The organism is Microvirga vignae, assembly GCF_001017175.1.
Classification (GTDB): domain Bacteria; phylum Pseudomonadota; class Alphaproteobacteria; order Rhizobiales; family Beijerinckiaceae; genus Microvirga; species Microvirga vignae.
Genome location: NZ_LCYG01000004.1, coordinates 73,417 through 87,572, shown reverse-complemented (window position 1 = coordinate 87,572; position 14,156 = coordinate 73,417). Strand labels below are relative to the sequence as shown.

At 63.4% G+C, this 14,156-nt stretch carries 14 protein-coding genes; 3 read left to right on the top strand and 11 right to left on the bottom strand.

The genetic code is table 11. From position 1 onward, the window contains the following. Positions 1-103: 103 nt before the first annotated feature. The 11 genes from AA309_RS01240 to AA309_RS01190 form a co-directional block, all read right to left on the bottom strand. Positions 104-1,306 (bottom strand): MFS transporter, encoded by a 1,203-nt coding sequence (locus AA309_RS01240; RefSeq protein WP_047187162.1) that lies wholly within the window; start codon positions 1,304-1,306, stop codon positions 104-106. Further along, a complete protein-coding gene (thiL, locus tag AA309_RS01235; protein WP_047187161.1) occupies positions 1,281-2,270 on the bottom strand; it encodes a thiamine-phosphate kinase in 990 nt (329 codons plus the stop codon). The genes AA309_RS01240 and thiL overlap by 26 nt, the downstream gene beginning before the upstream one ends. Positions 2,271-2,298: 28 nt before the next feature. Next, on the bottom strand, positions 2,299-2,781 hold the full coding sequence (nusB, locus tag AA309_RS01230; RefSeq protein WP_047187160.1) for a transcription antitermination factor NusB: 483 nt from the start codon (positions 2,779-2,781) through the stop codon (positions 2,299-2,301). A gap of 5 nt (positions 2,782-2,786) precedes the next feature. Then, complete coding sequence (gene ribH, locus AA309_RS01225) at positions 2,787-3,275, bottom strand: 6,7-dimethyl-8-ribityllumazine synthase (RefSeq protein ID WP_047187159.1); 489 nt, start codon at positions 3,273-3,275, stop codon at positions 2,787-2,789. A 175-nt stretch (positions 3,276-3,450) separates the two neighbouring features. Continuing rightward, a complete protein-coding gene (locus AA309_RS01220) occupies positions 3,451-4,086 on the bottom strand; it encodes a riboflavin synthase (RefSeq protein WP_047187158.1) in 636 nt (211 codons plus the stop codon). Next, a complete protein-coding gene (gene ribD, locus AA309_RS01215; RefSeq protein ID WP_047187157.1) occupies positions 4,086-5,201 on the bottom strand; it encodes a bifunctional diaminohydroxyphosphoribosylaminopyrimidine deaminase/5-amino-6-(5-phosphoribosylamino)uracil reductase RibD in 1,116 nt (371 codons plus the stop codon). Before ribD ends, AA309_RS01220 begins: the two co-directional genes overlap by 1 nt. After that, positions 5,198-5,704: a transcriptional regulator NrdR gene (gene nrdR, locus AA309_RS01210; protein ID WP_047187156.1), complete on the bottom strand. Its 507-nt coding sequence runs from the start codon at positions 5,702-5,704 to the stop codon at positions 5,198-5,200. Before nrdR ends, ribD begins: the two co-directional genes overlap by 4 nt. Before the next feature lie 15 nt (positions 5,705-5,719). Beyond that, the gene (glyA, locus tag AA309_RS01205; protein WP_047187241.1) at positions 5,720-7,024 is read right to left on the bottom strand and encodes a serine hydroxymethyltransferase; all 1,305 of its coding nucleotides are present in this window, start codon (positions 7,022-7,024) and stop codon (positions 5,720-5,722) included. Positions 7,025-7,200: 176 nt separating this feature from the next. Then, on the bottom strand, positions 7,201-8,457 hold the full coding sequence (locus AA309_RS01200) for a L,D-transpeptidase family protein (protein WP_047187155.1): 1,257 nt from the start codon (positions 8,455-8,457) through the stop codon (positions 7,201-7,203). Positions 8,458-8,745: 288 nt separating this feature from the next. Next, positions 8,746-9,204 carry a DUF6163 family protein gene (locus AA309_RS01195; RefSeq protein ID WP_047187154.1) on the bottom strand — a complete coding sequence of 153 codons (459 nt, stop codon included), beginning with the start codon at positions 9,202-9,204 and terminating at the stop codon, positions 8,746-8,748. Further along, complete coding sequence (locus AA309_RS01190) at positions 9,204-10,256, bottom strand: enoyl-CoA hydratase/isomerase family protein (protein WP_047187153.1); 1,053 nt, start codon at positions 10,254-10,256, stop codon at positions 9,204-9,206. Before AA309_RS01190 ends, AA309_RS01195 begins: the two co-directional genes overlap by 1 nt. Positions 10,257-10,460: 204 nt before the next feature. On the opposite strand from AA309_RS01190, the gene hemB reads away from it, so the two are divergent. From hemB to AA309_RS01175, 3 genes are read left to right on the top strand one after another with little or no spacing between them, the layout of a single operon-like run. Further along, on the top strand, positions 10,461-11,501 hold the full coding sequence (gene hemB / locus AA309_RS01185) for a porphobilinogen synthase (RefSeq protein ID WP_047187152.1): 1,041 nt from the start codon (positions 10,461-10,463) through the stop codon (positions 11,499-11,501). Between the two features lie 19 nt (positions 11,502-11,520). Further along, positions 11,521-12,876 (top strand): branched-chain amino acid ABC transporter permease, encoded by a 1,356-nt coding sequence (locus tag AA309_RS01180; protein ID WP_047187151.1) that lies wholly within the window; start codon positions 11,521-11,523, stop codon positions 12,874-12,876. A gap of 28 nt (positions 12,877-12,904) precedes the next feature. Continuing rightward, a complete protein-coding gene (locus AA309_RS01175) occupies positions 12,905-14,146 on the top strand; it encodes a threonine ammonia-lyase (protein ID WP_244470213.1) in 1,242 nt (413 codons plus the stop codon). The last annotated feature ends 10 nt before the right edge of the window (positions 14,147-14,156 follow it).

The following is a 14,156-nucleotide window of genomic DNA, read 5'->3' as shown; positions in this document are numbered from 1 at the left end:
CCTTGAACGGCCTCCACCCCCTGCGAACTTTATATTTGGTGGCAAAAAAGGAGGCAGTTCGCAACGATACCTGCCTTTTTACTCACAGGAACCCTGTAAGACTTTAAGCGGGTACAGTTGCTCGTGCCTTATGCTGCCAAGCTAGCAGAAGTAGAGCGATGACGACCGGCGGGAAGACCGTCCAGTTCACGGTGTCCCAACCGCCCGCATTGAGGAGCTTGCCGGAAGAGAAGGATGCAGCGGCGACCGAGCCGAAGACCAGGAAGTCGTTGGCTGCCTGAACCTTTGTGCGCTCCTCGGGACGGTAGCAATCGATGACCATGGCGGTTGCGCCGATGAAGCCAAAGTTCCAGCCGATGCCGAGGAGGATGAGAGTCGCCCAGAAATGGGCAATCTCGATGCCGGACAAACCGACCGCCGATGAGAGCGCGATCAGGAACAACCCCGCAGCCGCCACCTGCTCCTTGCCGAACCGGGTGATCAGGCGGCCGGTGAAGAAGCTCGGGCCGAACATGGCCAGGATATGCCATTGAATGCCGAGCGCCGCCGCCTCGATAGGCAGGCCGCAGCCGACCATAGCCATGGGAGCGGCAGTCATGAGGAAGCTCATGAGGGCGTAGGAAACGAGGCCGGCCACCGCAGCGACGATGAAGCGGGGCTGCCGGACGATTTCGCTGAGCGGCCTGCCGCTACCAGCCTTCGGCGCGATGCCGACCGGCACGGGCCTCAAGAACGAGACGACCACCATGGACATCAGAGCCAGGGCCGCCTGTCCCAGAAAGGCGCCGGAGAACGGCGCAGTCTGAACCGCATCCCGCAGCCAGATCACCGTCTGAGGGCCCAGGACGCCCGCCACGAGACCGCCGGTCATGACCCAGGCAATCGCCCGTGGCTTGAAGGAATCGGAGGCCGCATCGGTCGCGGCGAAGCGATAGCTCTGGTTGAACGAGCCGTACATACCGATGATCGTGGTGCCGAGGCAGAAGAGCACGAAGCTGAAAGAGGCGATGCCCAACGCCGCGAGGCACCCACCCAGCAGACCGACCCCGGCACCCACGATGTAGCCGATACGCCGGCCCGCCCGACGCATCAGCATGGCGGCGGGAATGGTGCCGAGCGCCAGTCCCAGATTGAGAAGGCTGACAGGAAGCGTGGCGAGTTCTTTGTTTTCGGCGAGGTTCTGTCCGACGAGACCGCCGAGCGACACCACGATGGCCGGGCTCGATCCTCCGAGCGCCTGGGCGCAGGCGAGCACGAGTGCATTGCGCTTGGCGAGACCGTCAGAAGTGTGAGAATGAACCTGCATCGTAGCGTCTTTCAGAACCGCGCATCCGAAAGACCGGGATCTCGTGCCCTTGAACGATTCGGCCTATGGCGGACAACATTACGCCCACGCTATCGGCCTCTTTCATGAAGCTGTCGAGCTTCTTTTCCGGAACCGTGCAGAGAATCTCGTAATCGTCGCCGCCCGTGACAGCCAGATCGTAGAGGCCTGGATCGACCTTGATGGCTTTCTGAACCCCTGGAGAGAGCGGCACCGTGTCGGCCTCTACAACAGCCGACACGCCATTCACCCGCACCATCTTGGCGAGATCGCCCGCAAGCCCGTCGGAGACGTCCATGGCTGCATGAGCATGGGTTCTCAACGCGCGAGCAAGGTGATGACGCGGCTGGGGATGGAGATAGCGGTCGGCGAGATGCGCCCTTTCCCCCGGCGACAGGCTCTCAGCCCAAGCGGGAGCCTTGCGAAGCTTTAGGCCCAACGCCGCATCGCCGATGGTGCCGGTGACGCAGATGACGTCTCCGACTTGTGCCGTGGTGCGGCGAACCATGCGTCCTGTCGGCACTTCGCCGATGGCCGTCACGCAAAGCGTGAGAGCCCCCCTCGCCTTCACGGTATCGCCCCCGAGCAGCGGACAGGCAAAATCGCGCGCTGCCTCTCCGAGACCAGCAGCGAACGCAGCCAGCCATTCCTCGGTCCAGGTTTCGGGAAGTGCGAGGCTTAAGAGAAAACCTGCCGGATCGGCGCCTTTGGCCGCAAGATCCGAGACATTAACGCCCAGCGCCTTCCGGGCGATGGAGGCAGGCAAATCCTCGGGCAGAAAATGAACCGTCTCGACCAGCGCGTCCGTCGTGAGCAAAAGATCATGCCCCGGTTTGGGAGACACGCAGGCGACGTCGTCCTTCAGGCCAAATGCGCCCTCGCCCGCCAGAGGCGCGAAGAAACGGGCAATAAGCCCGTCCTCATTGGGACGCTCCCGGGAGGTCATGGCCTGGCGATCCCTACCATGTGAAGGCTCAGCGCTTCGCCTGCCCAGCCGCCTTCTTCTCCAGTTCGCCAGGGCGAACGTCGCGGGTGAGCGTATCGAGAACGGCGTTCACGAGACCCGGCTCGTCCTCGCCGTAGAAGCCGTGGGTCACGTCCACATACTCGGTAATGACGACGCGGGCGGGCACGTCCTTGCGGAACATCAGTTCATAGCCGCCGGCGCGCAGGATGGCACGCAGCACGGCCTCGACGCGGCGCAGGGGCCAGCCTTCGGCGAGAGCCTTGTCGATCTTCACGTCGATGGCGCGTTGATTCTGCACCACGCCGGAGATCACATTGCGGAAGAACTCGATGTCGGACGGCTTGAACTCGACGCCCTCGACCTCGCGGCCGATCCAGAAGGCTTCGAACTCGGCCAACGCATCGACGACGGTCTTGCCGGAGAGATCCATCTGGTAGAGGGCCTGGACGGCGGCAAGACGAGCGGCGGAGCGCTCTGCAGGCTTTGCCATGATGATCAGGCCTCCAGCTTCTTCTTGATGTGCAGAACGGCGAGCGCCGCTTCCACCGCACCCCCGCCCTTATTCAATTCATTCACGCTCGCCCGGGTCCAGGCCTGCTGCTCATTCTCTACGGTCAGGATGCCGTTGGCGAGCGGGATCTTGCGGGCGACCGACAGATCCATGAGGGCGCGGGCGCTCTCGCCCGCCACGATGTCGTAATGCCCCGTCTCGCCACGGATCACGCAGCCAAGCGCCACGACGGCGTCATAGGGCCTGCCCGCCTTCTCGGCGGCATCGAGGGCGATGGCGATGGTTGCCGGGATTTCGAGGGCGCCGTCCAGAGTCAGAACCTCCATGGTCGCCTGGGCGGCCTCGACGGCGGCTTGCACCCCCCGCAACAGTTCGTTGGCGATATCGTCATAGAACCGAGCCTCGACGACGAGGATGCGTGCGCCGGGAACCGGCGGGCGGGAGCTTTGCGGCTTAGCGGAATGCGAGACCATGGGAGTTCTCAGGACCTTTTATCAGTGTCACCCCTCATCCTGAGGATCAGCCATTAGGCTGCGTCTCGAAGGAGGGTCCGGAGAGCACGGGAGACGTCTCGATCCTTCGAGACGGCCTTTCAGGCCTCCTCAGGATGAGGGCTGCGGGCTGATCCGGGAAGATGTTGGGCGTTCCCTACCCCGGCCGGCGAGCATCCGCAAGGCGTGCGGCGTAGCGGGCCATGAGATCGACCTCGATGTTCAGCTTGTCTCCCTCCTTGCGCTCGCCCCAGGTGGTCACGGCCAGCGTGTGGGGGATGATGAGCACCGAGAAGAGATCGCCATCGACGGAGTTCACGGTCAGCGACGTGCCGTCGAGGCAGACGGAGCCCTTTTCGGCGATGAAGGGGGCCAGATTGGACGGAGCCTTGATGGTGAAACGGGCAGTCGGCCCCCAAGGATCGTCGCCTGCCGTGATCGCCTCCACCTTCACGATGGTGGCCAAGCCATCCACGTGGCCGGTGACGATGTGGCCGCCGAGTTCATCGCCGATCTTGAGTGAGCGTTCCAAATTGATCTTCGTGCCGGACTCCCACTCGCCGACCGTGGTGCGCTCAAGCGTTTCGGCGGCGGCATCCACATCGAACCAGCAACCGCCCTCACGCGGACCAACGGCAACAACCGTGAGACAGGGCCCACCGCAGGCGATGGAAGCACCGAGCGCGATCGTCGCGGGATCGTAGGACGAGCGGATGCGCAGGCGCTTCAGGGCTCCCTGCGATCCCTCTGCGGACACGACCTCGCCAATATCGGTGATGATACCCGTAAACATCAGGGCTTCTCCCAAAACATGAAAAGATCGGGGCCGACCTGCTCGTCGGCATAAAGGTCAAGAGCGTCCATTCGATCCTGCAGCGCAAGCCCGAGGGCCGGCACATCGCCCTGGCCCCGCGCGGAACGACCTGTGATCAGGATCAGCTCGTCGATGAGATCGGCTTGCGCCAGCGCATCCGCCAGCCCCGGTCCGCCCTCACAGAACACGCGGGTCAGGCCTCGCGTGCCGAGTAGCTGAAGAGTATGGGGCAAGGACACATGCCCCGCCTCATCCGCCGAGACGCGCAGAACCTCGACACCCTGCGCGACCAGCGCATGCTCGGCCGCGATGGGCGCCTCGATAGTCGTGACGATCCAGGTCGGGATGTCACGTGCGCCTGTCACAAGGCGAGACACTGGCGGCGTGCGCAGATGCGTGTCGAGAACGATGCGGATCGGCGAATGGCTTTCGAGGCCCGGCAGACGCACGTTCAGCAGCGGATCGTCGGCCAGAACCGTGCCGACACCCACCATGACGGCATCCGCATGCGCACGCATCAGGTGCACTTTGGCGTTCGCAATCTCGCCCGTGATCATCAGTCGCGGTCCCTGGCGCGAACCGGCGAGCCCCTCCGTCGTGCGGGCGAGCTTGACGGTGACGAAGGGACGCCCCTTCGTCACGCGGGTGATGTGCCCGCGATGGGCGCGACGGGCCAGCGACTGAAGGCAACCCGTCACCACTTCCATTCCAGCCGCACGAAGGCGGGCATGGCCGAGGCCGGCAACGCGCGCATCAGGGTCTTCGATGGCGGAGACGACGCGTGCAATGCCTGCCTCCACCACCGCATCGGCGCAGGGTGGCGTCCTGCCATGATGGGAGCATGGCTCCAGCGAGACATAGAGCGTCGCGCCCTTCGCGCGCTCTCCGGCTGCGGCGAGCGCGACACGTTCGGCGTGCGGACGGCCTCCCGGCTGTGTCGCGCCTTGGGCGATGATGATGGGAGCCTCTCCGCTCTCGTCGACCACGACGGAGCCGACGGAAGGGTTGGGCCAAGTCAGACCGAGATTGCGCTCACCGAGGGCAACGGCGAGGCGCATGAAGCGCTCGTCCTGGCGAGGTCGGTCGGCGTTCATTGCTCGGACTGCGCTGGCTTCTTCTTCAGGCGCGGAGTTTCCTCCGGTTCCGGCTCTTCCGCCAACTTACCAAGGATTTCCTCGAAGTCCTTGGCCTCACGGAAGTTTTTATATACCGAGGCGAAGCGGACATAGGCCACGTCGTCGAGGCCCTTCAGGCCTTCCATGACGAGTTCGCCCACGGTTTCACTCGGCACCTCGCCGTCGCCCATGCTCTCAAGCTGGCGCACAATGCCGTTGATCATGCGCTCCACGCGCTCGGGATCCACCGAGCGCTTTCGCAGGGCCACTTCCACCGATTGCTGGAGCTTGTCGCGGTCGAACGGCACGCGGCGGCCCGAACGCTTCACCACCGTCAGCTCGCGTAGTTGCACACGCTCGAACGTCGTGAAACGACCGCCGCAATCCGGGCAGATTCGGCGGCGGCGGATGGATGAAGAATCGTCCGTCGGCCGGGAGTCCTTCACCTGAGTGTCGAGACTCCCGCAATAGGGACAGCGCATCGATCAGTCCGAGTGTTAAGCGTAGATCGGGAAGCGGCGGGTCAGCTCGTGAACACGGGTCTTCACCGATTCCTCGACCGCGGCATTACCTTCTTCACCATGCCTGGCGAGACCATCGAGCGTCTCGACGATCAGCTCGCCGACCTTCCGGAACTCGGCCACGCCGAAGCCGCGTGAGGTGGCGGCGGGAGTGCCGAGGCGAATGCCGGAGGTAACCATCGGCTTCTCGGGATCGAAGGGCACGCCGTTCTTGTTGCAGGTGATGTGGGCACGGCCCAGAGCCGCCTCGGCAGCCTTGCCGGTGAGCTTCTTCGGGCGCAGGTCCACAAGCATGAGGTGGTTATCCGTGCCGCCGGCGACAATGGCATAGCCGTTTTCGAGCATCGTGTCGGCCAGCACCTTGGCGTTCTCGACGACGGAGCGGGCATAGAGCTTGAACTCGGGGCGCAACGCCTCGCCGAAGGCCACGGCCTTCGCAGCGATCACGTGCATGAGCGGGCCGCCCTGGAGACCGGGGAAGATCGCGGAGTTGATCTTCTTGGCGAGGTCCTCGTCGTTGGTGAGGATCATGCCGCCGCGCGGACCGCGAAGGGTCTTGTGAGTGGTGGTGGTGACCACGTGAGCGTGGGGGAACGGAGACGGATGCGCGCCACCGGCCACGAGGCCCGCGAAATGCGCGATGTCGACCATGAAGAAAGCACCGACCTCATCCGCGATCTCGCGGAAGCGGGCGAAGTCCCAGAAGCGGGAATAGGCCGAGCCGCCGGCCACGATCACCTTCGGCTTGTGCTCACGAGCCAAGCGGGCGACCTCATCCATGTCGATGATCTGGTCGCTCTCGCGGACCCTGTAGCTCACGACGTTGAACCACTTGCCGGACATGTTGACCGGCGAACCGTGGGTCAGGTGGCCGCCGCAGGCGAGGTCCAGGCCCATGAAGGTGTCGCCCGGCTTCATGAGCGCCATGAACACGGCCTGGTTGGCCTGGGAGCCGGAATTGGGCTGCACGTTCGCGAATTTGCAGTCGAAGAGGCGCTTGGCGCGCTCGATGGCGAGTTCCTCGGCCATATCCACGAACTGGCAACCGCCGTAGTAGCGGCGGCCTGGATAGCCTTCCGCATACTTGTTCGTCATCACCGAGCCTTGAGCCTCGAGGACGGCGCGGGAAACAATGTTTTCGGAGGCAATCAGCTCGATCTCGTCGCGCTGGCGGCCAAGCTCGAGTCCGATGGCGCGAGCGATCTCGGGATCGCTGTCGGCGAGGCTGGCCGAGAAAAAGCTGTTGGACAGGTGATTTTTTGCTGCTTCGCTCGCGCTCATGGTCATTCTCGCCTTGCTGTGAGCCCCGCCTGGCCGGCGCTCAGTTCCCGATGGCCTTGGCCTTTATCATGCGCACCCCAAGCACGCCAACCCGCTCTGGAGACATGTTGATCCAGCTTCTGCAAAGACAACAGCCCGCCTTGAGGGCGGGCTGCCGTCGTTACAGGCCTGTGGCGTTAGTTCTGGAGGAACATTTCCTCATCCGGCTCGGTCGGGGTGCGGCTCGCCACCGGAATGGAGCTGCCGAGACCGTCCTTGTTGTAGATGTCGTCGCGGAACTGCACGAGGCCGTCCGGGGTGGCCCAGGCGGTCATGTAGATCCAGTGGATCGGAACCGGCTGGGACAGGCGTGCATCGATCCGCTCGCCGGACTTGAAGGCCGCGTCGATCTGCTCGCGGCTCCAGCCGGGCGTGTCCTTCAGGAGAAACTCGATGTAGTCGCGCACGTTCTGCACGCGGATGCAGCCCGAGGAGACGAAACGGAAATCGTCGCCGAAGATGCCCTTCGAGGGCGTGTCATGCATGTACACGCCGTGCTGGTTCGGAATGTTGATGCGCACAAAGCCCATGGAGTTCAGCTCGCCGCCCGGATCTTGGCGGAAGCGATAGCGGGTCGCCTCGTCCGAGAACCAGTTCACTTGAGACGGAGAGAGTTCCTGATTGCCGTTGAAGATGCGGATCTTGTTGTCCGTCAGGTAGTTCGGCTCCTTCTGCATCTTCGGGATCAAGTCCTTCTTGATGATCGAAGCAGGCACGGTCCAGAACGGGTTGAAGTTGACTTCGACCACCTTGGAGTTCAGGAGCGGCGACTGACGGTCGATCTTGCCGACACCGGCAGCGTGGCGGGTATGGACCATGCCACCCTCGACCGTCTCGACGAGCGCGGCAGGGATGTTGGCGACCACATAACGGTTCGGCATGCCGCCGGCCACAAGGCTGCGCAGGCGCGCCACGTTGATCTCGAGCTGGCGGATACGGATGTCGACCGGCACGTTCATGGCGGTCACCGTGGTCGCCGTCATGGTGCCGGTAGAGCTGATTCCGTGGCGGGCCTGGAAACGGCGCACACCTGCCTCGACATACGAATCGAAAATCGGCGACTCGCCGGCGGCCGGGTCGAGGTCACCCGTGATGATGAGGCGCTGACGCAAAGCAACGACCGCGGGGCTCTTGGAGCCGACGCGCAGGCCCTGCACGCCCTGAACCGGCTGCCATCCGCCGCGGGCGGCGATGTTGCGGTAGTACTCGATCATCTGCTCGGTGGCGGCGAGAGATTCAGCCGAAAGCATCGGAGTCGAGGTCCGCTGCACCCGGGTGCGGGAGACAGCCTCGTAATTCTGCGACCACTCGGCCTGGGTCTGCGCCATGGTAACGGTGGCGGGGGTCAGGATAAGGGCGAGCGATCCTGTCAGGAGGGCACGGCGGGACAACATGAGCGCAGGCTCTTCTGGTTAGTTGTGGGTCGGCTTCGGAAACTGCCGGGATTGGATTAACGAACAGTATCGAAAACCAAGAACATCGGGGCCGTTTTGTGGCAAAATGTTTCTTGATTGCATTTTTCAGCCTCTGAAACCGGGCTGAATGAGGATGTAGCTCTGAACTGTGTTCTTGAGGATACACTTCTCTGTGAGGAGCTTGGCCTTAAGCGCATGGCAGAGCTGCCCGCGCCTCAACAAAAATCTCTGCGCGCCCTAACAAGACCTTGATCCTTAAGAAATTTCCTACTCTTCCTGAGCCGCCAGCCAGGACACCGCAATGTAGATGGCGATCAGGGTTAGGAAGAACAGGATCGTCAGAAAGCCGCTCGCGACAATGGTCGGAAAGAAGGCCGCGAGAATCAGGTGGCTCATGACGGCGAGCAGCCACATGATCCCACCCCAGGTGCTCGCCATCCATAAGCCTATGGCTGCGACGAGGTCGATCAGGGCAAAATAGATGATGGTGGTCTGATAGCCCATGGAGCGGGCCTCGAACTGGCCGACGGGCGTCCAGATGCCGAGGATCACGGCCCAGGAACTCAACCCCTTCATGATCCAGAGGATCGCGAGCACCCGCATGAACCAAGTGAGAATGAAGCTCCAGCGCATGGCGGCCGGAGTCGACGGGCGTTCCTCGATCCTGTCGGAGAGATAATCCCGGGCTGCGTCGTGCGGTGCGCCATGGTTGCCGTTGCGGGGCATCAAGCGGTCTCCAGTTCGTACGGACCAAGGTTCCCGAAGTGATGGTCGATGGTCTCACGCTTCACAGAATCGAGAGAGGCCGGCTCCCAGCGGGGCTGATTGTCCTTGTCGAGCAGAACCGCGCGAACGCCCTCGAAGAAGTCCTTACCGTCACCGATGCGGGAGACGATGCGGAACTCCGTCTTCATGGCCTCCTCGAAATCGAGGGACGCGCCCCGGCGCACCTGCTCGAAGGCAATGCACATGCTCGTCGGCGACTTCGTGCGCATGCCCGCTGCCGTCTTGGCAGCGAATTCCGAGCCCTTGCCCGCCTCCTCGTCGAGGCGCTGAAGCACGGCGGCCACGCTCTCGGCGGAGAAGCAGGAATCGATGACGGCGCGATGCTCGTCCAGAGGCGCAGGACCTGGATCGCTTGCGGCCTTCGCCAGCGCCTCGTCAACCGGCTCGCCGGCGATCAGCGCCTGACGCAGAGAGCCAATGGCTTCGCTCGCGACCGAATGGGTGGCAAGCCCCAGAATCGCGGCATCGGCGCGCTTCACCCGCTCGCCGGTGAGCGCGAGATACATGCCCGTCTGGCCCGGAAGGCGTGGCAGGGCGTAAGTCGCGCCCACGTCGGGGAAGAAGCCGATGCCGACCTCGGGCATGGCGAAGAGATAGCGCTCACCCGCGACCCGGTATGAACCATGCAGGGATATGCCGACGCCGCCGCCCATCACGATGCCGTCGATGAGGGAGATATACGGCTTCGGGTAGCGCTTGATGAGTATGTTGAGCTGGTACTCCTCGCGCCAGAACGCGAGCGCCTCGTCACGCTCACCCGCCTGCAGGAGATCGGTTAGGCGGCGGATGTCGCCACCCGCGCAGAAAGCCTTCTCGCCCGCGCCCTGCACGATCACGCGCGTGACTTGCGGATCCTTGGCCCAGGCGTCCAGAGCTTGGTGCATCTCCCGAACCATGGTGAGGGTCAGGGCATTGAGCGCCTGCGGACGATTGAGGGTGATGACACCAGCCTGGCCTTGCTTTTCGCAAATGACTTCTGCGGTCTCGTCCATGGAGCGCCCCCTTGCCTGTCTCTCTAAAGCCTGCCTCCGGATTAAACAGGGCTCAAGGTTACCGTCAATGCATGGCTGCCCTGAGCCGGTTTTCCCTCCGTATTGTCCCTGATGCGACGCCGAACCCTTTTTTAGAGCGTTTTAAATGTGCTACCCCTCTTTTCGCACTCGTCGGCGCAGCGAAGCCGACGCCGGATGAGGATCATGTCGAAACTGTCGCCGTTCCCCCGCCCCTCCGCACAGGAAGCCGCGTCTTCCCTGAACTTGACCCACCGCCCGCGACGCAATCGCAAGGCCGAGTGGTCGAGGCGGCTGGTGCGCGAGAACGTGCTGACGACGAGTGATCTGATCTGGCCGCTTTTCGTGGTCGAGGGCACGAGCGGCAGCCAGCCGGTTGCCTCCATGCCGGGTGTGGAGCGCCTGACCATCGCCGGGGTGGCGAAGGAAGCCGAGCGGGCAGCAAGCCTCAACATTCCCGCCATCGCGCTCTTCCCCTATACCGACCCAGTGCTCCGCGATCATACCGGCTCCGAGTCCCTCAACCCCCGAAACCTCGTCAATCGCGCGGTGCGCGAGATCAAGCGCGTTGCGCCTGGGATCGGCGTGATCACGGACATCGCTCTCGATCCGTACACCAGCCACGGCCATGACGGCCTTCTGGAGGGCGAGAAGATCCTCAATGACGAGACGGTAGCGCTTCTTGCCAGGCAAGCCGTTCTGCAGGCGGAAGCCGGCTCCGACATCATCGCGCCCTCCGACATGATGGACGGGCGCGTGGGCGCTATCCGCGCCGCGCTCGACGATGCAGGTTTCGAGGACGTGCAGATCATGTCCTATGCGGCGAAATACGCCTCGGCCTTCTATGGCCCGTTCCGCGATGCCATTGGCACCAATGCCACGCTCATCGGCGACAAGCGCACCTATCAGATGGACCCGGCCAACACGGACGAGGCCCTGCGCGAAGTGGCGCTGGATCTCGAGGAAGGCGCGGACATGATCATGGTCAAGCCGGGGATGCCCTATCTCGACATCGTGCAGCGGGTGAAGGAGACGTTCGCGGTCCCAACCTTCGCCTATCAGGTCTCCGGCGAGTACGCGATGATCCAGGCAGCTGCCCAGAACGGTTGGATCGACGGGGAGCGCGCCATGATAGAGAGCCTGCTCGCCTTCAAGCGTGCTGGCGCCGACGGCATCCTCACCTATTTCGCGCCGCGGGTGGCGGAGAAGCTGAAGGCTCAAGCCTGATCGCCGGCAAGGCCGCTGCATGAAGGGGGTACGCTTTCTTAAGGCATGGCGACTGATTGCCTGTCTTGGGGGCCTGAGCCTGCTTTCGGCCTGCGGCTTGTCCATCGATGCGGATCAGGCGCGCGTGTGCCGGTCCGCCTTGCCTGCGCTCAATCCGGGTGCAGCGATCATCGTGCACCGCCTTCAGGAGGGCCCCACGCCGCGGAGCTTGAGGGTCCTTTACACGGCCCAATATCCGGATCGCCCGCCGCTCGACCGCTTTGTCGTCTGCACCTTCGCCGCCGCGGGACTGTCGCTCAACAAATCGGAGCTGACCGGCCTTGCCACAGAGGAAGGGCCGGTCTCGGGCGCGAGCCTCTATCTCCTGAAACAGTACTATCTCAATACGCCGGAAGGTGTTGCTGCCGATCCCGGGAGCCCTCCTGCTGCGGATGTGATCGAGCTTCCCCCCGGCCTTGCCTACTGGATGCAGCAGATCCTGGTCAGTCTGCCGCGCACCGCCATCTATGCCCTGCTCTCGGTGGCTTTCGCTCTCGTTTTCGGGCTGAGTGGACGAGTCAATCTGGCGTTTGGCGAGTTGGCGGCCGTCGGTTCGGCGGCCACGGTCGCGGGAGCCTCTCTGGTTCTGGCATCTGGCTTGAACTCCCCGCTTCTTGGCATCGCAATCGGCTTCGTCGGCGCATTGTTTGCAGGCGCCATGCACAGTGCCGTCGGCGGACATTTCACGATCAGCCGCATCACCAGTGCCAGCACTCAGCCGAGCCTCATCGCCACCGTCGGCCTGTCCCTCGCGCTGATGGAATACCTGCGCCTTGTGCAGAGCCCCGTAACGGTCTGGCTGCCTCCGATCTGGTCGGAAGCCCTGCCCCTTGCCCGCTCGGAGGAGTTTCTAGTCAGCCTTACGCCGATCAGCCTCCTCACATCGGGTCTGGGCCTTGCAGCCGCACTCACCCTTCTTTGGCTGATGAAGGCAACGGGCTTCGGGCGGGCGTGGCGCGCCTATGCGGATGATGCCAAAGCCGCGGCCCTCATGGGTGTCAACGGTCCTCGCCTTCTCACCAAGACGCTAGCGCTGGCAGGCGGAATGGCCGGTCTCTCCGGCATGCTGATCGTGGTGCAATACGGAGGCCTGGGTTTCGCCGGCGGCTTCCAATATGGACTCAAAGCCCTCATCGGCGCGATCATTGGAGGCATAGGCTCGGTTTCCGGTGCCCTGTTAGGAGGTTTCATAATAGGATTGTTCGAAACCGTCTGGTCGGCTTATCTACCTATCGAAGCCCGTGACATCGCTCTCTATGCCGCGCTTGTCGTCTTTCTCATCTTCCGGCCCGGCGGCCTGCTGGGCTTTCAAGAACCAACACCAAGACCCGTTTAAGGGCTATAATAAGGATCTGGAGGAAACCTTGGCCGATTACGCCATCAACCTGCAGGATGTGGAGCGCGCAGCCAGCACCATCCATGGTCAGGTTCTGCGCACTCCGCTCGTGCCCGCTCCGCGACTGTCCCAGATCACCGGCGCCAACGTCTGCGTGAAGCACGAGAACATGCAACCCACCGGCTCCTTCAAGGAGCGCGGCGCGGTGAACAAGCTTGAGAGCCTCACTCCTGACGAGCGCAAGCGCGGGGTCATCGCCATGTCGGCCGGCAACCATGCTCAGGCTGTGGCCTACCACGCTCGCCGCCTCGGCATCCCGGCCACCATCGTCATGCCGGAAAGCGCCCCCCTGGTGAAGGCAGAGAACACCCGCTCTTATGGCGCGCGCGTGATCCTTTACGGCGAAACACTCTATGAATCCGCACACCGCGTTCGCGAGATCATCGAGGCGGAAGGCCTCGTCCTCGTTCATCCGTATGACGACCCGAAGGTCATGGCGGGCCAGGGCACCATCGCCATGGAGATGCTGGCGGATGCGCCCGATCTCGACCAGATCGTCGTACCGATCGGCGGCGGTGGGCTGATCTCCGGTATCACCATCGCGGCAAAGGCCTTGAAGCCCTCCATCGAAATCGTCGGCGTGGAAGCGGCACTCTACCCGTCCTTCACCAACGCGATCCGAGGCGAGAACCGGCCCATCGGCGGCGCGACGCTGGCTGAAGGCATCGCGGTGAAAACTGTGGGTCAGCTGCCTCTGCCCATCGTGCGAGATCTCGTCTCCGATATGATCCTCGTCGAGGAGCCGCTGATCGAGCGCGCGGTCAACGCCTATGCTACCTTGCAGCGGACCATGGCCGAAGGCGCGGGCGCGGCGGGCCTTGCCGCGATGCTTGCCGAGCCCAAGCGCTTCGAGGGCAAGCGGGTGGGTCTCGTGCTTTGCGGCGGCAATATCGATGCGCGCATCCTCGCTTCCGTCATGGTGCGCGAGCTGGAGCGCGACGACCGTATCGCCTCCTTCCGCATCACCTCCCATGACAGGCCAGGACTGCTCGGCCGCGTCGCGAGCCTCCTCGGCAGCCTCGGCGCGAACATCCTCGAGGTTTCGCATGGCCGTCTCTTCCTTGATGTGCCTGCGAAGGGTGTTTCGATCGACATCACTATCGAAACTCGCGACAGGCAACATACATTGGAGGTGTTCGATGCCCTGAAGGCGGAGGGGCTCGCTCCGCAGCGGATCGACTCCCGCTGTCTGTCGGAGACCGCCTATTGAGGATTTAAGA